The following is a 25,875-nucleotide window of genomic DNA, read 5'->3' as shown; positions in this document are numbered from 1 at the left end:
TTAGAAAATCTGAACTTTGGTTTCAAATTCATTTATCTCTTCCGCTTTGCTGATCAGGAAATCGATATCATCGAATCCATTGGTCATACAATGTTTTTTGTAGGCAGATATTTCAAACCCCTCTGACTCATGGGTACCATCAATCGAAATGGTCTGATTGATCAAATCGACAATTATTTCTTGTTTTGGATTCTCTCCGACAGCTTTAAATATTTTCTGAAGAAACTCTTCCGATACCTGCACTGGAAGTAGCCCGTTGTTGAGCGCATTTCCCTTGAATATGTCTGCAAAGAAACTGGAGACGACTACTTTCAATCCTGAGTCATAGATGGCCCATGCTGCATGCTCTCTACTCGAGCCACACCCAAAGTTTCTTCCAGCGACTAAAATGGTGCCACTGTACCTGGAATCGTTTAAAACAAAGTCTGGGTTGGGCTGATTCTGGTTATCATATCGCCAATCACGAAAAAAATTGTCGCCAAAACCTTTCCGATCAGTAGCCTTCAAGAATCTAGCTGGAATAATCTGATCAGTATCTATATCTTCCACTGGCAGTGGGTAGACGCTCGATTTTATGTTAGTGAATTTTTCCATTAGTTCATCAAGTCTCTAGCGTCTGAAATATAACCGTTGATAGCGGTGGCCGCCGCTGAAAGCGGACTAGCAAGCATGGTGCGCGCACCTGGCCCTTGCCGGCCTTCAAAGTTTCTGTTGGAGGTGGACACACAATAGGCACCTGCTGGTACTTTGTCTTCGTTCATGGCCAGGCATGCAGAGCATCCTGGCTCGCGGAGTTCGAATCCAGCTTCTTTCATGATTACGTCCAGACCTTCAGCCTTGGCTTGCTGCTCGACCTGCTTGGAGCCAGGCACGATCCATGCCTCGATATGATCGGCCTTTTTATGTCCTTTGACAAGGTCAGCAACCAATCTTAGATCTTCTATTCTTGAATTGGTACAGCTACCGATAAATACGTAATCGACTTTCTTACCTATTAACTTCTGTCCCGCTTCCAGTCCCATATATTTCAAAGCTTTTTTGAAACCATCTGTAGCACCTCCGTTGGGATTTGGTACTGACTCATGGATGCCAATTCCCATCCCAGGATTGGTACCATAGGTAATCATCGGATCAATGTCAGCTGCATCAAACGAGTATTCGAGGTCGAACTCTGCCCCTTCTTGTGTTTTAAGATTTTTCCAGTTTGCAACCTGCTTATCAAATGCTTCGCCTTTGGGTGCGAATTCCCGTCCTTTGATGTACTCATAGGTAGTTTCGTCCGGAGCGATCATGCCTCCACGGGCACCCATTTCGATACTCATATTACAAATGGTCATCCGAGCTTCCATGGATAAAGCTTCGATGGTGTCACCGCAAAATTCCACAAAATGACCTGTGCCTCCACTAGTAGATATTTTTGAAATTATGTAGAGAATGATGTCTTTCGAAAGTACACCAGGCTTAAGTGTCCCGTTAATTTCGATCTTCATTTTCTTAGGTTTGTTTTGCAGGATACATTGTGTAGCAAGTACCTGCTCTACTTCGCTAGTACCTATCCCGAAGGCAATAGCACCAAATGCTCCATGTGTAGAGGTGTGGCTATCTCCACAGACCATGGTCATACCAGGTTGGGTGATCCCTAGTTCTGGACCAATGACATGAACAATGCCTTGAAATGGATGGCCCAGACCATAAAGCTCTACGCCAAATTCATCACAGTTTTTGATCAGAGTATCTACCTGATGTTTTGAAAGAGCATCCTTGATCGGTAAGTGCTGATCTTTGGTCGGCACATTATGGTCGGCTGTTGCAATAGTTTGTTTTGGACGAAATACTTTAACATTTCTATTACGCAATCCATTAAACGCTTGAGGGCTGGTGACCTCATGAATGTAATGTCTATCTATATACACCACCTGCGGCCCGTCTTCGACGTTGTGTACCACATGGCTATCCCAAACTTTATCAAATAGTGTTTTTGCCACCTTGTTTTCTCTCACTTTTTACAATTCAACATTGGTCAACAGGTAGTCGCTAAGCATACTTTTGAGCAACTTATCTTCAACTACGTCATGTTTATCTGCCACTTTCAAAAATTCGTGGTAGACTTTCTCTAATTCTTCTTTGGTCAGATTGACATTTAGCTTTTCTATCCTGTAGTTGAGAGCCGCTCGACCACTTCTGGCTGTGAGTACAATTGAAGACTCATTGACTCCTACCTCTGTAGGGTCTATGATTTCGTAATTGTCACGGTTTTTTATCACTCCATCTTGATGTATACCTGATGAGTGTGCAAAAGCGTTGCTTCCTACAATCGCTTTATTGGGTTGCACAGGCATTCTCATAGTTTCTGCTACGAGCTTAGACATGGCATTGAGACGTGTGGCGTTTACTTCAGTATCGGTATTCATCCAATTGTGCTTGCGCATAATCATGACCACTTCCTCTAGTGAGGTATTACCAGCTCTTTCTCCAATGCCATTGATAGTGCATTCGATTTGTCGAGCTCCATTCTGAATACCGGCAATAGAGTTTGCTGTAGCAAGACCGAGATCGTTATGACAGTGCGTGGAGATGACAGCTTTCTCAATTCCTTTCACGTTTTCCATCAGGTATTTGATCTTAGCTCCGTATTCCTCTGGAAGGCAATAGCCCGTAGTATCAGGGATATTTACCACTGTAGCGCCTTCTGCTATGGCGGCTTCGATTACCTGAGCCAAAAACTCATTTTCAGTACGTCCGGCATCTTCAGCATAAAATTCTACGTCCTCGACATATTTTTTAGCCCACTTTACAGCTTGTCGGCTTCGAGCAATTATATCTTCTCTGGTCGTCTTTATTTTTGTAAATACATGCTGATCAGAGGTGCCAATTCCTGTATGTATTCTTGGGAATTTGGCATACTTCAATGCCTCAGCGGCACATTCAATATCTTTTTGTACTGCACGGGTCAAGCCACACACAGTTGTGTTTTTTATTAATTTGGATATCTCAACTACAGATTCGAAGTCACCAGGGCTGGATATTGGAAATCCTGCTTCTATGATGTCAACACCTAAGTGCTCCAATTGCTCTGCGATCAGAAGTTTACCTTTAGTATCCAGTCTACAACCTGGCACCTGCTCTCCGTCGCGAAGTGTGGTATCGAATATGTGTATGCGATTGTCCATAGTTCTTGTTTAATTAAGATACAAAACTAGTTAGCGACAATTCGCTAAAAAATACCTATTATTTATTTAATTACGATTTCTAAAATATGCTTAACACTATTTATTTGTCCATATTTGCACTTAAAACGTATTTCAATTACAATGTCTAAGGAAAGATCGGACGCTTTATTTCAATTGATCAAGTCGCTAAAGAAGAGTGAAAAACGCTACTTCAAATTACACATGGCACGAGCTGAGGACAAGAAGATATCTCGCTTGTTCACCTTGATTGATGCCCAACGAAGCTTTAATGATCAGGAAATACTGGAAACGGATTCCACACTCAAACCTACCCAACTATCCAATTTAAAGGCTCATCTCTATACTAAAATCCTAAATGCACTTCGGGATTATAATTCCAATACTTTGCCTAATATCAAAATTCGCGACATGATCGACCATGCAGAGATATTGTTTAACAAAGGACTCTACCGACAATGTGCCGAGGTGATCCGAAAGGTCAAGAAAATAGCCATTAAAAGCGGAAACCTTGAAATGCAGCTTGAAATACTGAAATGGGAAAAACAGGTGCTTTTCCATACTTCGGGTCGAGAAAACCGTGAGCGTACAAACGAAATTATCGCCGACGTGCAACAAGTGAACAACCGAATTAACAACATCAATTCGTTTTCCAACCTGCAGGTGAAACTACAATCGCTCTATCAAAAAATCGGATTTATAAGAAACGAAAGCGACTACAACAAAATTCAAAATGTATTTGCTGCAAGTTTACCGGTATTCGTAGAGGAGGAACTTTCCAATAGTGAGAAAATCAGTCTATACAATCTTTATGTTGGTTACTACTTCTTTCTGCAGGATTTCGAACAGGGATATTCCTACGCCAGAAAACTGGTGAACCTTTTCAACGAGAATAAGGCATTGATTCAATCTATGCTGGAGTCATACATAGGCAGCCTAAATCATTTGCTGATTGCTCAAAACAAGATGCTGAAATATCGGGAATTTCAGGCAACGACACGTGAGCTCAGAGCGCTTAATAATTTACCTTCTGCTCAGCTCAACGAAAACATTAGAATGAAACTACTCAAGTACACCTTTGTGCACGAGTTTAATCGATTGTTTTTGATGGGAGATTTTGAAAGGGGTGTAAAGCTGATGGAACGTATCAAACCAGGTATGGAGCAGTTTATCGGTCAAATCGATTTGCATTCAAAGGTTATTCTATTCTATAAAACGGCTTGTTTGTATTTTGGAAATGACAATTATTTGACTGCCATATATTGGTTAAATAAAATCATCAATTCCAAAGAGGCTGATTTGCGTGCGGATATCCATGGATTTGCCAGAATTCTCAATCTGATTGCTCACTACGAACTGGGCAACATGGAATTGATCGAATATTATGTACGGTCTACTTATCGTTTTCTTCTCAAAAAAGAAGATTTACATCTCTACCAAAAATACATCCTCAACTTTCTGGTGCGTTTGAAAACTAATATCACACAAGAAGAATTGATCAAACGCTTCCGCGCTTTGCGTGAAAATCTGATCCCATTGACCAAAGATCCATACGAGCGACGTGCATTTATTTACTTTGATATTATCTCCTGGCTGGAGTCGAAGATCGAACGGCGTCCAGTCCAGAACGTAATCAAAGACAAGGCGCTGGTAAGGCTCAGTGAGATTTAAAAACTTTCGAATGGTGGCTGTCAATGATCACGAATTGAACAACTACAACTTGAAAATAAAACTTTCTGATATTACCACTCCCTTCCTTTTAAGACAAAAGTGGGTACGCAAAGTATAAACTGCGCTGAGTCGGACGGTATTTTTTTTGGATTAGTTCAGGAAATTGCCCAAAATACCTACTTGACATAAGAGAAGAAGTGATATAGTATCTTAGTTAACAATTGAAAAAATATGGATCTAATCAAAAGAATACCAAGCTATCTACTGCTTGGGCTGCTGGCATCAGCTATTCCATACTTTGTCACTGTGGCTCTCATCATGGCGACTGGTGACCGAATAGACGGAATGAAAATGGGTGTATTTCCCGGAGTGGTACTCGTGCATGTACTATTTGGCATCTATATCTTAAAATACAAATGGCTACTCAAGAGCGTTTTGATTCTTGCATTGACGGTCTTGGTCTTTTCATTGCTTATGCTACTTATGCAGCTGGGATGGGTGCTAAGACCTGGCTGGGATATTTATGGTTACTGGGATCTAGTTGTTACCAACTACGTTGTTGGGTTTTTCGTTTGGGAGTCTTTCTTTCAAATAGCCCCTCAATTTATGAATAAATCGCAGCCACTAAAATAACAACACCAAAAGCCAGGCTTAGAAATGCATCGACTAGATGATCACTGGTTGAATATTCCTGCGAGGCTAGCTGCTTGCGATTCCCAATATATACCGAAAAAGGGCCACTGTTGGCAGCATGAATGACTTTCAAATACTCATATACCTCCTCTTCCTGGTCTTGACTAAAGGAGAAAGTGTGCCTTTCTCCATCCACATCGTAGAATTCATATTTTAAAAAACTCTTGTTTTCCCACATCACAGCTATGACGGATACTTCTTGCTCTATAAACTCTACACAGGCCTGACATTCATCATCTTCAAGCTTATCAGATTGATAAATAAGCTTCGCTTGAAATTCAACCCCATTTTGAAGTAAAAACTCTTTTGAAGCCTGTTTTGAATTGTCACCAGAAATGTAAAGGACAAATGACTCGTAGGTAGCGTGGAATATTACAAGAACGAACAAAAACAGGACGCCCTTTACTAGTAGCTTGATCATGATTATTAGGGTTAAGTTGTAAAAGTTAGCTTTAGTTGAAGTTACATATTATTACTTAAATCTTTTCTAAAGACACCTCACTCACATTTCCAAGCTATTATATAAGTGGTCAAACACAACATTCGCTATATCGTTGATATTTACATGGTAGAAGATATTAGGATTAAATACCTCGATTTTTCCAATTTAAAGGGAGTCACTGCAAGTACAACCATTTACAACGATCACCAATACCCAAAACATTTTCACGACCACTTCACCGTGCAATGGGTCGAATTTGGAATCAATGACGGGTTTACAGAATCACACACTTACAAAATTGGATGCGAAAGCGTGTTAATTATCAATCCTGGCGAACTTCATGCCGGTAGATCTCTCGAAAAAAAACCATTGAAATTCCATTCTATCCGGATAGAACCGGACTTTTTTAGCAGCTTTTGCCAAAAAAATGAAATCAATTTAAACTCTGATATCAGATTTAGAAACCACCCCTTGGTTGATCCAGTTTTGCAATCTAAAGTCTCTAGCTTTGTCTTTCTTCTAAATATGAGTCGAACTCATGAGGCAGAATCTATGCTGACCGAATGGCTGACCGAACTAATCGTCAAACAGACTAGCTTAGATATCAAATTTTCAAATCAGTCAACGAAGAAATTGACTTCAGTGAGAGAATTTATTTATGATAATTTTCAAAAGAATCTCACTTTGGACCAAATGGCTGAGATCTCGTGTCTGAGTCCATTTTATTTCTCCCGACAATTTAAAAATCAATATGGTCTAACTCCATTCCAATATCTGCGCAATGTGCGGGTAGAAAAAGCTAAGGAGGTACTAAAGGCTAAAAGTATTTCGCAAACGGCGCTGGAAGTTGGTTTTTTTGACCATAGCCATTTTCTACGCAATTTCAAGAAAATAGAAGGCACAACTCCCTCGCAATACCGTAGTACGAAATAAAACAACTCTTCCTTTTGTGTAAAGCGCAATTCTGTACTAGTTATTAATTCATTCTTTGTGCTATTTGGTCATTGTAACTAAACAAAGGTCAAAAATGAAACGATTAATATTCCTTGTGCTCTTCTTATCACTCATATTTAGACTGTGTGCACAAAATGCTATAGTTGACGACCTACCACAAGATCAAATCATCTACTACTGCTCGCCCTGCGGGTGTACAAATGACGGTCAGTATTTCCGATCCTCCGGTAATTGTTCGGCATGCAATATGAGCTTGCAACCCATCTTGCTGAGTAGCCATGTTAGCAGGCCCACAATAGAAAGACCAACAGCGGCCATGCTACTCTTCAACGGTGCAGATGTCATGGATGTATCAGGACCGATTTCTGTATTTGAGCACGCCGGGTTCAATGTTGTGACGTTTTCAAAATCTGCTAATAGCGTCCGCATAGGGATGAATCTAAACCTCACTCCTGATTTCACCCTAGACGCTCTTCCTGATGTGGATGTTCTGATATTTCCTGGTGGGGGTATGGCTGAAAGTAATCCGAGCGACTCAGTCATTGTAAAGTTTATAAAAGACCGTCAGACTAAAACGAAGGTTCTTTTTTCTGTTTGCAGCGGGGCCTTTTTTTTGGGAGAAGCCGGTTTGTTGGATGGGATCAGTTCCACCACCTTCGCCGGGTTGATTCCAAGACTTGAAGAACAATACCCGAAAACTCTAGCTCTTAATAACGTAAAATATGCAGACAATGGAAACATCATCACTTCCGCCGGGCTTTCGTCCGGGATAGATGCCTCATTTCAAGTAGTCTCTAAGTTTTATGGAATAGGTAGAGCACAGGATATCGCAAATCATATGGAATATCCATGGAGCCGAGAGGATGACTATGCAAGATCTCAATTGGCAGACTACTATATTGTAGGGCTTCGCGAGTTGGTCGCTCTATTCTCGGATTCTTTTTACTATTCACAAGGAGATAATAACAGCTGGGAATACAGATACAGGCTAGCACCTGATACCGATATCCAAGAAGCATTGAAGCTGATAAGGCATGAAATTGAAAAAAGAGACGATTGGAGTACTACAATCTCAAACCAAAATTTGCTTGTAGGCATAATGAATCACTCCATACTTGGTAAAGGTCTAATAAAATTGGAGTTGAAATACCAAGATTCTAATCAATCCATAGCCATTCTTAAGGCTCAAAGAATTGAAAAGCAGACTTTTTGAAAACGCATAGAATGAGGAAGATTTTTGATCTGCACTTTCACCACATATTGTTAATTTTTTGTCTTTTGATAAGTCGGTTATGCTTATCCCAAGTCAAATCAACGACCGTCTTCCCTTCTGTTCAGTTCGGGAAGACGGTTACCATTCGATCAGCACTTCGTGGCTTACCGGTGGTAGAACCTCACCTCGCAGCCCACCCCTATGATCCCAATCATCTGCTCGCTGCTGCTATGGTGATTACTTCGACTGATCAGCCCTATGAAAGTGCCAGACTATCCAGCTTTGTCTCACAAGATGGTGGTAAAACATGGAATGAAACCCTACATAACTTTTGGGGATATGACCCATGGACATCGATCTCAGAAGACGGACAAGCCGTTCTTACCTGGCTGGGAACGGAGGGTAGTTTTCAAAACAGGTTTCCTATTCAATTCTTTTATTCAAATGATGGAGGAATTGGTTGGCAAGGTCGACAGACCATTGACTCAGACCACGGGCATGACGGGACAAAAGTAATTGCCTCTGGAAAAGATTTTTATTTCACGTCAGTAAGATTCAATGATGATATGAGTGCTGATGTTGTTCTCTTTCACAGACGCAACTATGGAATCTTTGAAGAAGTGGCCAAAGTGAGTGGTGAAGGCATCAGGCTAAACTTCTGTGAACCGGCAATACTTTCTGATGGTTCGGTAATCGTACCATCCTCTCACTATCTCCGCAAGGCATGGGTCCAACGGTATGATCCAAAATTGATGACATTAAGCAAAAAAAGCATTATTACCATTCGTCCTGGTGGCCAACGAGGCTACATGCGAATGGCCTCAGACACACATACCAACTCTCCCTTCTCTGACAGGCTATATTTTGCAAGAGCTGCAAATGGAGTATGGCTCAACTTTTCTACTGATCAAGGTAAATCCTGGAGTAAAGACATCCGTGTAGATCAATTTGAAAACCAGCTTCCTAGTAAAGCCCTAGTCACAAGTCTGGCGATAAATCGAGACGGACTCTTGGCAATATCTTGGCGTGATAGCCAAAATGACCCCAATCAAGATAAATACGATACCTATTTTGTCTACTCGAAAGACGGCGGAGCTTCCTTTAGTTTGCCAATTCGCATATCTACTGTAAGCACAAATCCAAGAATATTGGACAATGGAGATGTAGCCAATAAATTCCCTGGTGGTGGACATTACATAAATCTTGTAGCCAAATCCAATGGAAGTTTTCAAGTGATTTGGAGTGATAGTCGAAGTGGCTATTTTGAACTGCAGACTTGTGAAATCACTATCCAATAGTGATATGAAAAAATAAAGCCTGCAAACAGCTTATTCGAGAAAGAATCGTTGTTTGCAGGCTTAAACCAACCTAACCTGAAACTAAGGTAGCATCTGCAACGATCACCCGCACCTTTTATCGTCCAATGAGGCGGATTATTCGGTGAGTACGAATTATTTCAAGGTCACCTACCCTTATTCAATAGAAAATTTTGAATAAGGCAACTATTATTCGCTTGAAGTTAAATTTTGTTTGGCAAGTATTGATGATTATTCTGTAGGTATGACTTTCTGAAGTAAACAATTCTTATTTGGCCAAATAATGTAGTTTCTTATCCCTAGAATCAGTTGTCCTATTTATTTTTACGATTGTAAAATATTAACCCAGTAAGAACATGCAAGAAGTATATATAGTCTCGGCTGTAAGAACGCCAATCGGAAGTTTTGGAGGAAGCCTTTCAAGTCTGACCGCGACCAAGCTTGGATCCATAGCCATCACAGGTGCCCTTGAGAAAGCCGGAGTCAAATCAGAATTAGTCGATGAGGTATTCATGGGCAACGTGGTATCTGCTGGCCTTGGCCAGGCACCTGCCCGACAAGCGGCTATCGGAGCCGGTATCGGATACAATGTACCATGTACCACTGTAAATAAGGTATGTGCTTCTGGTATGAAATCTGTCATGCTGGGAGCTCAGAGCATCATGCTTGGCCATGCCGACGTGATTGTAGCTGGTGGAATGGAGAGCATGTCTAATGTCCCATACTATGTACCAAAAGCACGATATGGGCATGGCTACGGACATGGACAACTGCTAGACGGACTCATGCATGACGGCCTGTGGGAGCCGTATCACCAGTTTCCTATGGGTAGCTGTGCAGACAATACTGCCAAGGAAATGAACATCTCTCGCGAAGCTCAAGATGAATTTGCAATCAACTCATACAAGAAAATAGCTGATTCGGTAACCAAGGGATATTTCAAAAATGAAATAGTCCCTGTAGAAATACCACAGCGCAAAGGCGATCCTATCGTCATGTCAGAGGACGAAGAGTATAAAAACGTAAAATTTGACAAGATCCCATCGCTACGTCCGGTCTTCAACAAAGACGGAAGTGTGACCGCGGCCAATGCTTCTACAATCAACGACGGTGCCTCTGCACTAGTCCTTGTAAGCAAAGAGAAAATGGAGGAGTTGGGATTGAAACCTCTAGCCAAAATCAGAGGGTTTGCCGATGCAGCTCAAGAGCCGTTGTGGTTTACTACTGCACCTTCACTCGCCATACCAAAGGCGCTGAAGAATGCTGGAGTTGATAAATCTGACGTTGACTATTACGAAATCAACGAGGCATTTTCGGCAGTAGCATTAGCAAACATTCAAGAGCTGGAGCTAAACCCTGAGCATGTCAATGCATTCGGTGGTGCTGTAGCCCTGGGACACCCACTTGGATGCTCCGGAGCAAGGATCATAACCACATTGAATTCCGTATTGGATCAGAAAGGTGGACAGATCGGTGTAGCTGGTATTTGCAACGGTGGTGGTGGTGCTTCTGCCATTGTCATAGAAAAAGCATAATAAACATCTTAAAAAAGCGTATAAAGACTTTAGATTTGAGGCCACTCAGATCTATAGTCTTTTTTTTGTGTGGCTAGGATTTGCTCAACATTGATGTATCTATTAATCAGCTTGAAAAGTAAATGAAATCTGGTATCCTCCTTTGGTTATGTTTTTTTGTGTTTTGGCAATCCACAGCGCAAGAGGTGGTGCGTAGCTACTACGATGATGAAAAGCGTTCGCTAAAAGAAGAATACTTGGTAGTCCAAAAAGATACAGCTGTATTGGAGGGTCCCTATCAGCAATTCAGTATTGGCGGTCAGGTGATTGTAAAGGGCTCCTATAGCAATGGAAAACGGCAGGGAGAATTTGTGAACTTCTATGAAAACGGAAAGATTCAGCGCAAAACATTCTATCAGGATGGACTCAGACAAGGTACTACTGAAGTATATGACATAGACGGAAATCTCATCCAGCAGGGAAAATTCAGAAACGATTCGTTGGTCGACGAGTTGGTCACTTATTACCCGAATGGGAAAATAAAAAATACAACGGCATTCAAACTAGGCAGGCCTGATGGCCTTGTAAAAGAGTATTACCCAACGGGGGTCATCAAAGAAGAGGTGAACTATAAAAATGGAAAGCAACACGGGATCAACACTACCTATTACAAAACAGGAAAACCAAAATCCAGAATCAACTATACCTACGGCGTGATCGACGGCCTCATGATCAGCTACTATCCAAACGGGGGAATAGATACTGAGGCTAACCAGTCCAACCACTCCCTGCAAGGAGGATATAAAAAGTACTACCCCAATGGCCAAATCAAACTGCAGGGAGACTATGTAAACGGTATGCGCAACGGAAAATTTACCTCCTACTACGAGGATGGAAGTCTGGAGAAGGAGCTCAACATTGTCGATGATAAAATGACAGGAGGAAACCTGACCTACTTCCCCAACGGCCAACTGAAAATAAAGGCCAACTACGGCAACGATGAAAAAAACCGAACAATCGAGGAGTACAATCAAAACGGCGTGCTCATTGCCACCAGGCAATTTCGTGATGATTTTAAATCAGGCACCTGGAAGTACTTTAGTTCGAAAGGAGGTCTCTCAATAAAGGAGAATTATGTTGAGGGAAAATTGGAAGGTAAGCGCCTCATCTATGATGAAAAAGGGCATGTAATAGAAGAGGTGAGCTATGAAAATGGCAAGAAGCATGGGACTGCCACACGCTATTTCAGCAAAGGAAAAAAATCCGAAGAGATGAACTACAAATATGACCGGCTGGACGGTGATTATACTAAATATTTCAAATCACAGGTGCCAGAAATCAAAGGCAGCTATACAAGAAATGAAAAAAATGGTGAGTGGGTCTATTATGACAAAAAAAGCGAGGTGATAAAGAAAGAGAACTATAAGTTTGGACGATTGATTCCCGATAAAAAGTAATTGAAATATCTAAGGTAAGATTTCTCTTCACGTGCGAAATCACATTTATGATTTTGCTTACTTTTGTGCCATGACAAAAGGGCTAAAATCTACCAACTACAAATTCGAAGGACAGACGAAAAAGTACACCGGCAAGGTCCGTGATGTTTATGAGTTTGAAAACCAATTGGTCATGGTGGCTTCCGATAGATTATCGGCATTTGATGTGGTACTACCAGAAGCCATACCTTACAAAGGACAAGTGCTGAATCAAATCGCAGCTCGATTTCTAGATGCTACATCAGACATCGTCCCCAACTGGGTAGAATCTGTGCCCGATCCGAATGTGACTATTGGCAAGCGATGCGAGCCCTTTGCTGTGGAAATGGTGATCCGGGGATACCTCGCTGGACATGCCGCACGAGAGTATAAAGCAGGCAAAAGAGTGCTCTGTGGTGTGGCCTTACCAGAAGGGCTCAAGGAAAACGACAAACTACCCGAGCCGATCATCACTCCGACGACTAAGGCACACGAGGGACACGATGAAGACATTTCGAGAGAAGAAATTCTGGCCCAGGGCATTGTTGAAGAATCTCTATATCTCCAACTAGAAGATTATACACGAAAGCTTTTTGAGCGCGGTACGGCAATGGCTGCTGCCCGTGGGCTCATACTGGTGGATACCAAGTATGAGTTTGGGATGTTTGACGGAAAAATCATTCTTATAGATGAAATTCATACGCCAGACTCCTCCAGATATTTCTATCAGGATACCTACCAAGAGCTTCAGGATAATAATGAGCCTCAGAGGCAACTTTCCAAGGAGTTTGTGCGTCAGTGGTTAATCTCTGAAGGATTTCAAGGAAAAGAGGGTCAAATTATACCCGAAATGACAGAGGAGAAAGTCAATTCTATCTCAGATCGCTATATTGAGCTTTTTGAGAAAATTACTGGAGATGAATTTGAAAGAGTATCGACTGAGAACATAGAAGCTCGTATTCAGGCGAACATCGAAAAATCGATTAAATTACAATAGAAGAGAAAAAATACCATTATGAAGTTTACACTAGACAGACAAGAAAACTACAATACATTGAAGGTGGATGAAGAAAAGCTCGATTCTACCATTTCGCCAGATCTCAAATCCGAATTTTTGACGATTCAGGGACAAGGCATCAAAAACATCATTTTGGACTTGTCTGATGTGAAATACATTGACTCTTCAGGGCTCAGTGCCATCCTTGTGGGCAACAGGGTATTTTCTGAAGTGGAAGGATCTTTTATTCTTACCGGTGTATCTGATCATGCGATGAAGCTTATTAAAATCTCTCAGCTAGATGGCGTACTTGATATCCTGCCTACAGTGGAGGAGGCCGTCGATGCTGTATTCATGAATGATCTTGAGAAAGGTCTCAAAAATGAGGAGGACTAAGTCTTCCTTTCCAATCAGCCAGACTACCTAAACTACATCTTATTGTCCTTTTCTTTAAAAATATTAGGCTCCAATGCGGCCATTGCGGCCCATCACAGACACCAGACATCGCAAGTTCTGACTATGATGCAGGTGCCATTTCTAATAGACTGTGGAGAAGGCACACAGTTGAGACTTAAAAAATTTAAAGTTAAGTCTCAACGCATTGATCATATATTCATCAGTCACCTGCATGGTGATCATTACTATGGATTGATGGGGCTGATCTCCTCGCTCCACCTATATGGTAGAAAAAAACCTTTGAACATCTATGCTCCGCCCGGGCTCAAAGAGATCATTTCTATCCAGCTGAAATACTCCCATTCGATCCTCAACTATGAAATAAACTATCAAGAGTGGACGCCTGGTCAAAGCGAATTGCTGTTTGAAAATGTAAATCTCACCGTACATTCCTTCCCATTGGATCATCGCATTGACTGTTCTGGCTTCTTGTTTCAGGAGAAACCAAAAAAAAGAAAGATCAAAAAAGGTCTGCTTGAAAAGAATATCTCTCCCCTTACGATCATTACGCTGAAAGACGGCAAGGATGTGCTCGACGAAAATGGAAAGATTCTTCTTGAAAATAAAAAATATACTGACAACCCTGCGCGTCAGTGCTCATACGCTTATTGCTCTGATACCAGATACGATGAAAATATCATTCCATATATCAAAGGCGTAGATTTGCTCTATCACGAAGCTACGTTCAAAGAAGATATGAAGGAAAGGGCTGATGAGACGTATCACTCTACTACAATTCAGGCTGGCGAAATAGCAAAAAAAGCGAAGGTAAAAAAACTTCTCATAGGCCACTATTCCACGCGATACAAAGAGCTTGAGCCTATGCTGGAGGAAACACGTACCATATTTGCCAATACTGAACTGGCTCTGGAAGGGGAGACAATTACACAAGAATAGCTAGCATGAAAGCACCTACTTCGGCGTACCTCAACAAAAAAACCAATCTATTTTTGGTCTTGGCGGGCATTTTTATCACAAGCGCACTGCTGGCAGAAATCGTCGGGGTCAAAATATTCTCTGCTGAAACTGCTATTGGAATGCGGCCGGCGCAAATCAGCTTATTTGGTCTGTATGTACTGGACTTTAATCTTACAGCGGGCGTTATCTTATGGCCTGTGGTCTTCATTACCACAGATATTATTAACGAATATTTCGGGAAAGCCGGAGTAAGGAAAATTAGCTTCCTGACCGTTGGACTAATTTCGTTTGCTTTTATTGTGATCTACATTATTTCCAACCTTCCTCCGGCAGACTTTTGGGTAGGTATATACAGCCAGGATCCCGCAGGAAATCCATTCGATATTAATTATGCTTTCAGAGCCATTTTCCGGCAAGGACTTGGGATTATTGTGGGCTCACTGGTGGCCTTTTTGATCGGTCAATTCCTTGATGTCTTCATCTTTCAAAGATTGCGAAGATGGACTGGCCCTAAAATGATTTGGCTGCGTGCAACGGGCTCCACTTTGATATCTCAATTGATCGATAGTTTTGTCGTGCTATTTATAGCTTTTTACTTGCTAGCGCCAGATCAAGCGCAGTGGCCATTTTCCCAAGTGCTAGCAGTGGGATCTATCAACTATATTTACAAATTTGTAGTGGCTATTGTGTTAACACCATTGATCTATCTGGGACATCATTTGATAGACAGGTATCTTGGAAAAGAAAATGCTGAACTCTTGACCCAAGAGGCCGCAGAATCCAGCAAATCCCTAATATAGAATGCAAAAATCTTTCTTAGGTGGGTTGTTCTCAGTGTTAATAAACGAACCAGCGGAACGTTACTTTTACAAAAATTCAAAAAATATTTCGTCTTAATCGAAAATTTTCGATCAACAAAGAGATTTAGTAGACTAATCAAAGCCAAGTGTGATAAAATCCCAACTCAGGGTCTTATTATAAACTATCTCTTCGCCCTGAATCACCAAGGGAGAGTGAATATTGTTTTCAAAAAGCTGACCTGTGCCTAGCCCTTGATGTCCTTGATAATAATGCTGAGCAGTATATTGACAAATCGCATTGAGCCCAACATTCGATTCCAAAGCGGAAGTGATCCACCAGCCTATGCCACGAGCCTCTGCTATGGCTATCCACTCGTCTGTAGCCACAAACCCTCCCAACAGAGAAGGTTTCAAAACCAGGAAATTCGGTTTGATGTCATCAACTAATTCTATTTTATCCCGTGTAGAAAACACCCCGATAAGTTCTTCATCCAAGGCCACTGGCACTGCAGATTTTTCACAAATCAAGCCCATTGCCTCCGGTTGCTTAGGCATGATCGGTTGCTCTATCGAATGCAACTCAAAATGATCAAGCCTCTCAAGTTTTTTTAGTACCTCCTGAGTGGTAAATCCACCATTGGCATCGACTCTCAGTATCAACTCATCAGCGGAGTATCGTGATCGAATATATTTTAATAGCTCGTATTCTACTTCAAAATCCAACGCTCCTATCTTCAACTTGAGACACTTGCACCCATGACTTAGTTTTTCGTCGATCTGGTTTTTCATAAACTCCTGATCACCCATCCAAATCAATCCGTTGATAGGTATTCCATTGTCTCCCTGATAAAAAGAGTTGTCAAAAATTTTGAATTTGCCACCGTGTAATAAGTCTAGTAAAGCAGTCTCCAGTCCAAATCTGATTGCCGGACGTCCTGCCTTGACCAATTGTTTTACCAATTGAAATACTTCTGCTTTATTGGAAGGTTTCGCTAGTTTAGCCAGTTGAGTCTTCAATTCTTCAAGTTCAGACTCGAAATCCACACTATAGTCAAAGCTTAGCCGCTCAATCGTACTCACTTCTCCGAATCCGAAGGTCTTCGAATCACTCTTTTCAAAAATCTTGAGAATCCATGACGTTTTTGTTTTTAGCACTCCACGAGAGGTACCAGCATCGAATTTAAACTTTAGCTCAAGCTTTCTATAATCAAGTATCAATCCCATATCTGTTTTTTTAACCGCAATAAAAATAGCTATTCATATCGCATTATGAGGAGAATAACAGAATTTTGAATCTTAAAATTCATTGACTCATGATGTCAGACTCAACCTCATTAGAAAAATATCTTTACGACCTTCCGCCAGAGCGTATTGCCAAGCACCCTCTCAGCAATCGAGAGGACTCAAAACTATTGTATTATCAAAATGGCAAAACCCAACACAGGTCATTTAGAGAGGTAGCAGATCTCGTACCAGCGGATTCACTTTTGTTTCTCAATAATACCAAGGTGATTGCAGCGCGATTATTTTTCCATAAGGATACTGGTGCCCAAATAGAAGTATTTCTAACTGAGCCCATACTGCCACACCCAGAATTTCAAAAAGCACTCAAGGCCAAAAACAAATGCACCTGGAAGTGCATGATTGGCAATCTAAAAAAGTGGAAGGATGAGAATGTCTTAAAATTAAAACTAAAAGACAATCTTGAAATCGAAGCACGCCTAAGCAGCAGGGAGGAGCAGTATGTAGAATTCAGTTGGGCCGGTGATCAGGAGTTTCTTGAAATCGTAGAGGCGGCGGGTCATGTACCTCTACCGCCATACCTCAATCGAGAAGAAGAGGATGAAGATAAGGTTCGCTATCAAACGGTCTTTTCAGAGTTGGAAGGAGCCGTAGCTGCGCCCACAGCTGGATTGCATTTTACTGAAGAGATTTTAGCCCAACTCGCAGCCAAAGGAGTAGTGCAGGATCGTCTGACCCTCCATGTAAGCGCCGGTACTTTCAGACCTATCAAGGAGGAAAACTTCAAAAACCATGAAATGCATAATGAGCGTATCATAATACGGAGAAAAAATATTGAGAACATTTTGGCCTCTTCGGGACCCATCATACCCGTGGGTACGACTGCACTTCGTACGCTAGAGAGTTTGTATTGGTATGGGGTGAAGCTACACTTGAATGCAGATGTATCATTCAAAATAGAGAAGACCGACCCCTATGAGGCGAGGTACCAAAACATAAACCTGGAGACGGCGCTGAGAGCCATCATTTCTAAAATGGATCAGGAGAATACGGACGAGCTTAAGGGCGAAACAGAAATATATATCTACCCTGGATATGACTTTAGAGTTGCCGATGGATTGTTTACCAATTTTCATATGCCAGGATCTACACTGGTATTACTTATCGCAGCATTCGTTGGTAACGCATGGAAAGATATTTACAAACAAGCACTGGAAAATGACTATAGATTCTTGAGCTATGGAGATACTTCGCTGCTCTTGCGAAACAACCTTCGATCTGACTAATCGTATATAGAAGTAATTTTCCTAGTTTGATTTTAAGATCCCATCACAAACACAGTGGTGGGATTTTTTCATTTCTCACGCTGGAGAAGCTCATCTATTTTGGCGCCTAGATGTTCTATTTGTTCCTGGGACTTTTTGTGTTCTGTCATGATCATTTCCACCATCTTGGCTTCCTCTTCCCGGCTGTCCTGGATATGCAGTTCGTTCATAGTATTCACCACTATCGCTATGAAAATATTGAGTGTTGTATAGGTAGCAATCAGGATAAAAGGTATAAAGAAGAAGTAGGCATATGGAGTCACTTCCATCATTGGACGGGCGATGCCTGAGGACCAGCTCTCCAGGGTCATTATCTGAAATAACGTAAACATAGACTCCCCAATGCCCCCAAACCACTGGGGGAAATCGCTTCCATAAAGATTCGTGGCCAATACAGCAAAAATGTAAAATACCGTCATCAGCAACACCATGATCCAGCCAATACTAGGGATTGATTTGATCAGTGCTTCTATGATTACCCGAAGCTTCGGTACGTTTTTGATAAGACGAAGCGTCCTTAAAATCCTGATGGTTCTAAATACGGAAAACGAACCGGCAGCAGGAACTACTGCTATGGCTACAATTAGAAAATCGAAGATATTCCATGCATTTTTGAAAAATCTGAATCCGAAGGCATAGATTTTCAAGATCACCTCTATGACAAAAATTCCAAGTATAATATTATCCAGCTGATCGAAGAATCCACCATAGCTGTTCATCCATGATTTCGAAGTCTCCATACCGATCGTAATACTGTTCACAACGATCAGTGAAACAATAAAATTTTGGAATTTTGAGCTCTCTAGAAATACTCCTAGTCTTTCCCGGTGATTGGCCATTGTGCTAGTTCTACTACTTTGGTTTCAAAAGAATTGCAAATATAGATTACCTGCCAGACTGCCGACCCTTTTTGTATTAAATATTTGATATTTATGACTTATCAGTAGATGAACAGTCGCATTGCTTCATATCCTAATAATTATAAAAAGTATAAAAACGGTTATATTCTCCATCCTTACTATATTTGACTTCAGCGTGTACATATCATAAAATCATATCCTCCATGATTCCATTTACCTTTAGAGATTTATTGCTCTGCTTCTTGCTACTGACTAGCCTTACAGGACTAGGGCAGTCAGGCGATTTTTTGCTCTCACATTATTCTTTGGATGTCGAAGGATTAGACAATCTGAATTTTGAACTTAAGGTAAATGATGATGGGCAATTGTGCATCGCCAACCGATCTGGTGTGCTGTTATATGAGGGGAACAATTGGGATTTTAAATCTACTCCCAGTGCTGCCTTGTCCATTGATTTTGATTCGCTAGGCAGAATCTATTCGGGTTGTGCAGGAGACTTCGGTAGGTTTGGCTTTCAGGACGGCAAATATCAGTTCATTTCACTCAATCCTAACAAATCTGATGAGAGTTTATACTTCAAAACTGTAGTCAAAGATACAAGCGTATTTTTCATCAGTGAGACCGATGTCATTCGCTATCATATCAACCAGAAGAAATCCTATATCACTTACCTACAGGATCCAGACGAGTATTTTACAAATCTATTTGAGGTAGATGATCAGATCATTGTACAGAGCAATAAGAAAATCTACCGATATCATGACGACCAACTTCTGGATGATTATGATTGGAAACTTCCAGAAGGCGCACGATTTCTATTCTTTGATAAGCATCCCACCAGAGAACAGTATGTGGCTGGGACGACGGATAATAAGGTATATATCTATCGCAACCTGAAGTTTTACGAATGTAAAATGTCGAAGTTTCTTACCAAAGAAGAATCCTTTGTCAACAACGGCGTATGGGTAGATGATGATCATTTTGCGCTGAGTACGCTGGAAGACGGCATCATTCTATACAGCAATCGTAAGTCGAAAATCGTCGATGTAATCAATCATTACAATGGGCTGCCTGATAATGAAATCTATACAATCGGTAGAGATCATGAAGGGGGGCTATGGATCTCCCATGAATTTGGATTGTCACGCTTGGAGATTGGCGTTCCGTTCAGAAGTTTTACCAACTATCATGGCCTTGAAGGCAACTTAAAAGATATATTTTGGTTTGATCGCCATCTCTATGTATCCACGAGCAAAGGGGTTTTCTTTTTAGAACAAAAGCAAAACTATAAAACCACGGTGTATTATGTGCCTGTCAAAGGAAGTAGCACCGCAGAAACTACTACCTCCACTAGTAAAAAGCGAAAAAAGGCACAACGATCCAGAGGAAGGAAAAAAGGACCTACTGCAAGCAAAGCAACCAAATCGAGTACATCGACAAAGTACGTACGAAAAGTAAAAAAAGACCTGATTAGCTCTGGATTTGAATTCACCAAAATAGATGGGATAGAAGCCAAGTGTGAGAAATTTATCCGCTACCAAAATAAACTGCTGGTGGCTTCTTCTAATGGTCTCTACGAAATCAAAAAAGAATATGACAAAAAAGCCAAAGAAAAAGTACACTCAGCTGAATTGGTTGTACATGAGCCTATACGCTTTACCTTTATAGAGAATCATGAAGGCCGATTGGTGATTGCCAATCATTACAACGAAATCAAGCTCTACACGCACAAAGATGAAATATGGGTACAAGAGGATCAGATTGACTTTCATGGTGAGATGGTGCTGAGTGCACTTCACCAATACAATGGCATCACATGGTTTGCCACTCCAAGCCATCTGTACCGCTATGATTCTCTATCTTCCACCTATCAGGATTTCAAGGAATACAAATACCACAACGAATACATTGATGAAGTCCGAATCGCTGCCATTGCCAATCAATTGTATTTGATCAACTCGCTCGGGTATTTCTATTTGGATGGTGCTGCAGATACGATTCTGGAAGATACTTTACTCATGCAGACAATTGGAAGGCCTGTAAAGCATCTACAGGAGCACGGGGGGAAAGTCTGGGTCAACAATGGCGAGAATTGGTTTCAGATCAATCGAAACAGGTCGGTGGTAAAACGTGAAATATTCGGGCTATTTCCTGATATGTCCCTGATTACGAACTATAGAGACAACATCTGGTTGATCAATGACTCTCATGAGTTGCTCAAGTATTATCCAAGCCAGGATGATTCTTTGATTTGGCGAAATCATATGTATCTACGCGAAGCGCGTAGCAACAAGGGTGATGTAAATATCAATGTGCACGGCCCGATGGCGTTCGAACACGACGAAAACTCATTCTATTTTGAGCTTGCCCGGCCTGATTATAGAGGTCTTCTACAGGTAGAGTATCAATACAAGTTAAGTGGCCTAAACGACAACTGGTCCAAATGGTCTACAAACAATCAGATCAACTTTAATTACCTGCCTCCGAGTCATTATGAACTCTCTATCCGATCTCGTGATTCGTTTGGGCAGATACAGGAGTTACAAACGGTGAATTTTACAATCAAGCCCCCATACTGGCAGACGCTGTGGTTTTATGGACTACAGATCATCTTTATGACAGGCCTGGTGTTTGGGTCGGTAATCATGAATAGAAAAGCGCAGCGCAAGTATGTCTTAATTACCGAAGGCCTCACCATACTCACCATAGTCATGGTGATTGAGTTTTTGCAGACTGTCGCTGGAGGCACACTAGGTATAGAGAGTACACCAGTGGTCGATTTTCTGATCGACGTAGTCATCGCCCTGTGTGTATTCCCATTAGAGCAAACACTCAAAAAGGTTATGCGAGTCAGTAAGCAGGGTCCCGGACTAAACGGTAAGAGCTTTCTGGATTTGTTGAGATTCAATAAACCGGCAACGGAGACCGCGAAAAATTAAGATTTCAAAGAGGCTTTTTTGATGAGCAATCTATCTATTGACAGTCTGCCAGAGCCGCCAATCAGGAGAATGATGCATAAACCGATTACGAGTAGATGAAATTCAAATCCTTCACCGCGATTTTCGGAATACCAGTTCATGAAAAAATGATCGTTGACCACGAAATAAATAGCACCTAGCATGACCAAAATCAGACTGCCAGCCATCATCCGAGAGCATAAGCCAAGCAGCAGGGCAATCATACCAAAAAATTCTGCGCAAGACACCAGGAAGGTGACTAAAGGAGGTATACCAAACCATTGGCTGAAAGCCTCCATGGTAGCTGACAGTCCATGGCCGCCCCAGATAGCAAGTATCTTTTGAGCACCATGTGGAAAAATGACTAAGGCCAGGGTCACTCTGGCCACCAAATAAGACCAGTTGTCATCGGTTTGTATAAGTTTAGTTAGCATCATCAAAGCATTAGAGTAAACATCTGAGATGAAATTTACTACACCGATTGCTTCAATGCATACTCAATTATTTTAGTGGCAACCGCTTATCACAAAAGCTCATTAGCAAGATTGGCCAGCTCTGATCGCTCTCCTTTTTCAAGATTGATATTAGCAAATAGTTCTTGCCCTTGCAGTCTATCGACCAAGTAAGACAATCCGTTGCTTTGAGAATCCAGATATGGCGTATCAATTTGATGTATATCTCCAGTGAATACTATCTTGGTATTCTCTCCTGCTCGTGTGATGATGGTCTTTACCTCATGCGGGGTCAAATTCTGAGCTTCATCTACTATAAAATAAATGTTGGACAGACTACGCCCCCTGATATATGCCAATGGCGTGATCAGAAGTTTTTCCTGATTGACCATATCGGTCAGGCGCTTGTACTCCTTGTCGGTTTCTTTATAGTGGTTCTGAATAAACTTCAGATTATCCCAAAGCGGCTCCATATAAGGATTCAATTTTGACTTGATATCACCTGGGAGATATCCAATATCCTTGTTGCTGAGCGGCACAATAGGTCTGGCCAGATAGATCTGCTTAAACTCACGTTTTTGTTCGAGTGCACATGCCAGAGCAAGCAAAGTTTTTCCTGTGCCCGCCATGCCAGTGATCGCAGCCAATCTCACATCTGGATTCATCATACAGTGGATGGCAAAAGCCTGTTCGGCATTTCTAGGTTTGATATTGTATACCGTCCTTTTTTCTACATGGCCCAGCTTCTCTGTCATAGGATTGTAGAAGCTCAGCGCAGAATTTTTCGGGCTTTTCAGGATGTAATATCCATTGTTGTGGAAGGTATAATCCTTTGATACTTTCTTCGGGTCGACCTCGCCCTTCTTGTATAATGCATCTATTGTAGTGGCTGGTACCTTGGCAATCTCATACTTGCCTGTGACCAGCTCGGAAGCATCTTTTATTTTACCAGTCTCATAGTCTTCTGCGAGGATATCCAGAGACTTAGCCTTCAGTCGCAAATTGATATCTTTAGATACCAGTATCACTTTTCTATTCTTCTCCTCTTGCTTCAATCTAAGAGCCGCATTCAATATTTTATGATCATTTTTTCGATCACCAAATACCTTTTCTGCGTCATACTTGGGTTCTATATTGGAGTGCATCAGCACCTTCAACTTGCCCTTGGTACTTCCATTTAGTGGGATCCAATTCTGCAGCATGTGATCCTGAGCCAGACCATCCAGCAATCGGGCGAACTCCCGAGCCTCAAAATTGATCGTGTCGTTTCCTTTTTTGAAATTATCAAGCTCCTCCAGCACCGTTATTGGTATGCCAATGTCGTGCTCTGCAAAGTTCATAATCGCGTCATGCGAAAACAGAATTACTGATGTGTCTAGAACAAATATTTTTTTCTCACTACCTTTCTTCGCCATATCATGTAGGAATTAAGTTCCATAGTAAAATGGAAAATTTTAATTTAATCTACAAGCGAAATATGTGAATATGATAGAAATAAATCTAAGATTTTTTGTTCCTCAGTTTGGACTTCTCAAATGCAACTGGGCTCAAGGTATTTACTTGTTGATCCAAGCCTTTCGAAGGGCCAACTGCTCTTGGGTTGGGTTGTCTACTGGTCTCAATACTGCCTCTATGGATTTTTTGATTTCCTCTGCCTCAGCACTTAATTTAACCTTTTTCAGTTTGTTCTTATCATTTACCCGAAGCACCACGGCTTTGATTTCGTCTCCGACTTGGTGTCGTTGTGTAAAGGCAGCAAACTCCTCTTCATAGTTTTCAATATCGATCTCAATCCCGTCGAATTTGTAAATAATATCTCCTTTCTGATAGCCCATCTGCTTACCAAAGTTGTTCATAAAAGACACAGATTGAATCATTAATCGATTGTCGATTCCATCTACAGAAAAGTTGATGTGACCCATGGTCAACTCAGTTTCTTTTCTCTCTCGTTCGTAGCGGATACCGACCTTTTTAAAAATCTCGTCATAGGGCAATGAGCTTATACCCTCCACATATCTGGTGAAAAATGTGCGAATTTCCGGATATGTCAATTCAGCTATCACATCGAAAAGTTCATCATCTTTAAATGACTGATTCTTGCCATATTTACCAGCCAAATCCTGCATGAGGTTTTGGATCCCATACTCACCACCAGAAAGCTCTCTCAATCTGATATCCAGCGCCATACCTATCAGAGCTCCTTTTTGGTAGACATTAGCATATTCTCCTTTGGTTTCACCCAGACAATTCAAACTTAATTCTGTAAATGGCAGACTATTGTCAAAATTTGCTTTGGATTGATTTATTTTTCCTAGCAAAACGGCTAGGTAATCCTGAAAGGTCATTTCTCCATATTTGACCTGAGCCAGTCCAGCAGAATATTCCGTGACTCCTTCATACATCCATAGATGTTTGGACATTCTAGGGTTGATAAAATCAAAGTTTCCTATTTCCTCAGAATGAATGTTTAGAGGAGTGAGGATATGGAAAAATTCATGAGCGGCTACATCACGAATGATCTGCGCCAATCGGAAAGCGCTTATTTCTGGTAAGCTATAAAATGAAGAATATGAGTGCTCAAGTGCGCCCAGTTTACCTGAGAGCGGATTACTATCGAAAAGGTAAATAATAAATGCGTATCTATCCACTGGTAGTTCGTCGAGGTACTCATGCTGTGCTTTCAGTGTGGGCTCAATCTGCTCCTTTACAAAAATGGGATCCAGTACTTTGTTTGGTGAATAAATTGAAATCAGAATTTGAGCTCCTCCAATTTCGAACGTGGTAGTATCTGGAGCCGCATACATGATAGGGCTATCTGCCAGATCGAAATAGTTTTCGGCTGTATAGATATCTGTAGAATCATTGAGTGACGTTTTGTCAAGAGCGGTGGCTCCATACATCCCTTTAGGGAAGTCAATCTGTAGTTCATAACCCAGATCTTTCATTCCTTGCAGATAGCCGACAAAACCGAAGGTATTAATTACATAGTTTTCATCTTGCTCAATATTGGTTCCTGCCGGCTCAAAAATGAAATTGTCTTTATCAGTATCGAAGGTATCATCTATCCAATAGGTGATACTATGCAGTCTTGTGCTATTTTTTATTAATATTCTATTGTCCGTCAGGACCGTAGTCGGTAATTCGGCTCCGGTCGCATCATAAGCAGTGAAATTCGAAAAAAAGCGGCCAAAGTCATACACGGAGTAAGTCCCAGGGACAATTTTAGGTACTCGAAATTCGATTTCGTCTTGAGATACTTTGGGCACAAGGTAGGTTACCTGCACTCGATCTTCCACTACATTAATCAGATCTATTGAAACCCGATATTTTTCTTGCGCAGCCAAAAAAGACGATGTCCCCATCAATAGGCCAAATAGGTAAACTCTAATTTTCATTCTACCT

At 41.3% G+C, this 25,875-nt stretch carries 22 protein-coding genes; 13 read left to right on the top strand and 9 right to left on the bottom strand.

The window, feature by feature from the left end; genetic code table 11:
* The 3 genes from leuD to ABJF11_RS18035 are packed head-to-tail and all read right to left on the bottom strand — an operon-like array spanning nucleotide 1 to nucleotide 3,170.
* Nucleotides 1–594, bottom strand: a complete 594-nt coding sequence (gene leuD / locus ABJF11_RS18045) for a 3-isopropylmalate dehydratase small subunit (protein ID WP_348121542.1) — start codon at nucleotides 592–594, stop codon at nucleotides 1–3.
* A complete protein-coding gene (leuC, locus tag ABJF11_RS18040) occupies nucleotides 594–1,985 on the bottom strand; it encodes a 3-isopropylmalate dehydratase large subunit (protein WP_348121992.1) in 1,392 nt (463 codons plus the stop codon). Before leuC ends, leuD begins: the two co-directional genes overlap by 1 nt.
* Nucleotides 1,986–2,003: 18 nt before the next feature.
* Nucleotides 2,004–3,170 (bottom strand): 2-isopropylmalate synthase, encoded by a 1,167-nt coding sequence (locus ABJF11_RS18035; protein WP_348121540.1) that lies wholly within the window; start codon nucleotides 3,168–3,170, stop codon nucleotides 2,004–2,006.
* A gap of 141 nt (nucleotides 3,171–3,311) precedes the next feature.
* Between ABJF11_RS18035 and ABJF11_RS18030 the strand changes: the two genes are divergently transcribed.
* Both ABJF11_RS18030 and ABJF11_RS18025 read left to right on the top strand, forming a co-directional pair.
* Nucleotides 3,312–4,859 (top strand): hypothetical protein, encoded by a 1,548-nt coding sequence (locus tag ABJF11_RS18030; RefSeq protein ID WP_348121539.1) that lies wholly within the window; start codon nucleotides 3,312–3,314, stop codon nucleotides 4,857–4,859.
* A gap of 231 nt (nucleotides 4,860–5,090) precedes the next feature.
* Entirely contained in the window at nucleotides 5,091–5,492 is a 402-nt protein-coding gene (locus ABJF11_RS18025) for a hypothetical protein (protein ID WP_348121538.1), read from the top strand.
* On the opposite strand, the gene ABJF11_RS18020 is transcribed toward ABJF11_RS18025, so the two are convergent.
* Nucleotides 5,464–5,973, bottom strand: coding sequence for a hypothetical protein (locus ABJF11_RS18020; RefSeq protein ID WP_348121536.1), 510 nt, complete (start codon nucleotides 5,971–5,973; stop codon nucleotides 5,464–5,466). The two genes, ABJF11_RS18025 and ABJF11_RS18020, sit on opposite strands and share 29 nt — an antisense overlap.
* 105 nt (nucleotides 5,974–6,078) lie before the next feature.
* Here ABJF11_RS18020 and ABJF11_RS18015 point away from each other — a divergent pair, with 105 nt between their 5' ends.
* From ABJF11_RS18015 to ABJF11_RS17975, 9 genes are all read left to right on the top strand, one after another.
* Complete coding sequence (locus tag ABJF11_RS18015) at nucleotides 6,079–6,927, top strand: AraC family transcriptional regulator (RefSeq protein WP_348121535.1); 849 nt, start codon at nucleotides 6,079–6,081, stop codon at nucleotides 6,925–6,927.
* A gap of 94 nt (nucleotides 6,928–7,021) precedes the next feature.
* Complete coding sequence (locus tag ABJF11_RS18010) at nucleotides 7,022–8,161, top strand: DJ-1/PfpI family protein (RefSeq protein ID WP_348121533.1); 1,140 nt, start codon at nucleotides 7,022–7,024, stop codon at nucleotides 8,159–8,161.
* 65 nt (nucleotides 8,162–8,226) lie between these two features.
* Nucleotides 8,227–9,459: a sialidase family protein gene (locus tag ABJF11_RS18005; protein WP_348121532.1), complete on the top strand. Its 1,233-nt coding sequence runs from the start codon at nucleotides 8,227–8,229 to the stop codon at nucleotides 9,457–9,459.
* Between the two features lie 374 nt (nucleotides 9,460–9,833).
* Complete coding sequence (locus tag ABJF11_RS18000) at nucleotides 9,834–11,012, top strand: acetyl-CoA C-acyltransferase (RefSeq protein ID WP_348121530.1); 1,179 nt, start codon at nucleotides 9,834–9,836, stop codon at nucleotides 11,010–11,012.
* Between the two features lie 122 nt (nucleotides 11,013–11,134).
* Nucleotides 11,135–12,448, top strand: a complete 1,314-nt coding sequence (locus tag ABJF11_RS17995) for a toxin-antitoxin system YwqK family antitoxin (RefSeq protein ID WP_348121529.1) — start codon at nucleotides 11,135–11,137, stop codon at nucleotides 12,446–12,448.
* 70 nt (nucleotides 12,449–12,518) lie between these two features.
* Nucleotides 12,519–13,463, top strand: coding sequence for a phosphoribosylaminoimidazolesuccinocarboxamide synthase (locus ABJF11_RS17990; RefSeq protein ID WP_348121528.1), 945 nt, complete (start codon nucleotides 12,519–12,521; stop codon nucleotides 13,461–13,463).
* A gap of 18 nt (nucleotides 13,464–13,481) precedes the next feature.
* Nucleotides 13,482–13,859 (top strand): STAS domain-containing protein, encoded by a 378-nt coding sequence (locus ABJF11_RS17985; protein WP_348121526.1) that lies wholly within the window; start codon nucleotides 13,482–13,484, stop codon nucleotides 13,857–13,859.
* A 42-nt stretch (nucleotides 13,860–13,901) separates the two neighbouring features.
* Nucleotides 13,902–14,816, top strand: coding sequence for a ribonuclease Z (locus ABJF11_RS17980; RefSeq protein ID WP_348121525.1), 915 nt, complete (start codon nucleotides 13,902–13,904; stop codon nucleotides 14,814–14,816).
* Nucleotides 14,817–14,821: 5 nt separating this feature from the next.
* Nucleotides 14,822–15,637 (top strand): queuosine precursor transporter, encoded by an 816-nt coding sequence (locus ABJF11_RS17975; RefSeq protein WP_348121523.1) that lies wholly within the window; start codon nucleotides 14,822–14,824, stop codon nucleotides 15,635–15,637.
* 132 nt (nucleotides 15,638–15,769) lie between these two features.
* Here ABJF11_RS17975 and ABJF11_RS17970 read toward each other — a convergent pair whose 3' ends face one another.
* On the bottom strand, nucleotides 15,770–16,861 hold the full coding sequence (locus tag ABJF11_RS17970; RefSeq protein ID WP_348121522.1) for an o-succinylbenzoate synthase: 1,092 nt from the start codon (nucleotides 16,859–16,861) through the stop codon (nucleotides 15,770–15,772).
* Between the two features lie 89 nt (nucleotides 16,862–16,950).
* On the opposite strand from ABJF11_RS17970, the gene ABJF11_RS17965 reads away from it, so the two are divergent.
* A complete protein-coding gene (locus ABJF11_RS17965) occupies nucleotides 16,951–18,165 on the top strand; it encodes an S-adenosylmethionine:tRNA ribosyltransferase-isomerase (protein ID WP_348121521.1) in 1,215 nt (404 codons plus the stop codon).
* A 68-nt stretch (nucleotides 18,166–18,233) separates the two neighbouring features.
* On the opposite strand, the gene ABJF11_RS17960 is transcribed toward ABJF11_RS17965, so the two are convergent.
* The gene (locus ABJF11_RS17960; protein ID WP_348121520.1) at nucleotides 18,234–19,043 is read right to left on the bottom strand and encodes an ion transporter; all 810 of its coding nucleotides are present in this window, start codon (nucleotides 19,041–19,043) and stop codon (nucleotides 18,234–18,236) included.
* Nucleotides 19,044–19,267: 224 nt separating this feature from the next.
* On the opposite strand from ABJF11_RS17960, the gene ABJF11_RS17955 reads away from it, so the two are divergent.
* A complete protein-coding gene (locus ABJF11_RS17955) occupies nucleotides 19,268–22,003 on the top strand; it encodes a triple tyrosine motif-containing protein (RefSeq protein ID WP_348121519.1) in 2,736 nt (911 codons plus the stop codon).
* On the opposite strand, the gene ABJF11_RS17950 is transcribed toward ABJF11_RS17955, so the two are convergent.
* From ABJF11_RS17950 to ABJF11_RS17940, 3 genes are all read right to left on the bottom strand, one after another.
* Complete coding sequence (locus tag ABJF11_RS17950) at nucleotides 22,000–22,458, bottom strand: DoxX family protein (protein WP_348121518.1); 459 nt, start codon at nucleotides 22,456–22,458, stop codon at nucleotides 22,000–22,002. The genes ABJF11_RS17955 and ABJF11_RS17950 overlap by 4 nt on opposite strands.
* An 86-nt stretch (nucleotides 22,459–22,544) precedes the next feature.
* A complete protein-coding gene (locus tag ABJF11_RS17945; protein WP_348121517.1) occupies nucleotides 22,545–23,888 on the bottom strand; it encodes a PhoH family protein in 1,344 nt (447 codons plus the stop codon).
* Between the two features lie 141 nt (nucleotides 23,889–24,029).
* Nucleotides 24,030–25,868 carry a peptidase M61 gene (locus ABJF11_RS17940; RefSeq protein WP_348121516.1) on the bottom strand — a complete coding sequence of 613 codons (1,839 nt, stop codon included), beginning with the start codon at nucleotides 25,866–25,868 and terminating at the stop codon, nucleotides 24,030–24,032.
* Nucleotides 25,869–25,875: the final 7 nt, after the last annotated feature.

The sequence above is a fragment of the Reichenbachiella sp. genome (assembly GCF_039941815.1).
Classification (GTDB): Bacteria; Bacteroidota; Bacteroidia; order Cytophagales; family Cyclobacteriaceae; genus Reichenbachiella.
Note: the sequence above shows the minus strand (reverse complement) of the source record. Positions and strands in the feature narration are given on the sequence as shown.

What these genes read in the sequence shown, in the direction of transcription:
- leuD (WP_348121542.1), bottom strand. Translation starts at nt 594, where the DNA reads ATGGAAAAATTCACTAACATAAAATCGAGCGTCTACCCACTGCCAGTG.
- ABJF11_RS18035 (WP_348121540.1), bottom strand. Translation starts at nt 3,170, where the DNA reads ATGGACAATCGCATACACATATTCGATACCACACTTCGCGACGGAGAG.
- ABJF11_RS18030 (WP_348121539.1), top strand. Translation starts at nt 3,312, where the DNA reads ATGTCTAAGGAAAGATCGGACGCTTTATTTCAATTGATCAAGTCGCTA.
- ABJF11_RS18025 (WP_348121538.1), top strand. Translation starts at nt 5,091, where the DNA reads ATGGATCTAATCAAAAGAATACCAAGCTATCTACTGCTTGGGCTGCTG.
- ABJF11_RS18020 (WP_348121536.1), bottom strand. Translation starts at nt 5,973, where the DNA reads ATGATCAAGCTACTAGTAAAGGGCGTCCTGTTTTTGTTCGTTCTTGTA.
- ABJF11_RS18010 (WP_348121533.1), top strand. Translation starts at nt 7,022, where the DNA reads ATGAAACGATTAATATTCCTTGTGCTCTTCTTATCACTCATATTTAGA.
- ABJF11_RS18000 (WP_348121530.1), top strand. Translation starts at nt 9,834, where the DNA reads ATGCAAGAAGTATATATAGTCTCGGCTGTAAGAACGCCAATCGGAAGT.
- ABJF11_RS17995 (WP_348121529.1), top strand. Translation starts at nt 11,135, where the DNA reads ATGAAATCTGGTATCCTCCTTTGGTTATGTTTTTTTGTGTTTTGGCAA.
- ABJF11_RS17990 (WP_348121528.1), top strand. Translation starts at nt 12,519, where the DNA reads ATGACAAAAGGGCTAAAATCTACCAACTACAAATTCGAAGGACAGACG.
- ABJF11_RS17985 (WP_348121526.1), top strand. Translation starts at nt 13,482, where the DNA reads ATGAAGTTTACACTAGACAGACAAGAAAACTACAATACATTGAAGGTG.
- ABJF11_RS17975 (WP_348121523.1), top strand. Translation starts at nt 14,822, where the DNA reads ATGAAAGCACCTACTTCGGCGTACCTCAACAAAAAAACCAATCTATTT.
- ABJF11_RS17970 (WP_348121522.1), bottom strand. Translation starts at nt 16,861, where the DNA reads ATGGGATTGATACTTGATTATAGAAAGCTTGAGCTAAAGTTTAAATTC.
- ABJF11_RS17965 (WP_348121521.1), top strand. Translation starts at nt 16,951, where the DNA reads ATGATGTCAGACTCAACCTCATTAGAAAAATATCTTTACGACCTTCCG.
- ABJF11_RS17960 (WP_348121520.1), bottom strand. Translation starts at nt 19,043, where the DNA reads ATGGCCAATCACCGGGAAAGACTAGGAGTATTTCTAGAGAGCTCAAAA.
- ABJF11_RS17955 (WP_348121519.1), top strand. Translation starts at nt 19,268, where the DNA reads ATGATTCCATTTACCTTTAGAGATTTATTGCTCTGCTTCTTGCTACTG.
- ABJF11_RS17950 (WP_348121518.1), bottom strand. Translation starts at nt 22,458, where the DNA reads ATGATGCTAACTAAACTTATACAAACCGATGACAACTGGTCTTATTTG.
- ABJF11_RS17945 (WP_348121517.1), bottom strand. Translation starts at nt 23,888, where the DNA reads ATGGCGAAGAAAGGTAGTGAGAAAAAAATATTTGTTCTAGACACATCA.
- ABJF11_RS17940 (WP_348121516.1), bottom strand. Translation starts at nt 25,868, where the DNA reads ATGAAAATTAGAGTTTACCTATTTGGCCTATTGATGGGGACATCGTCT.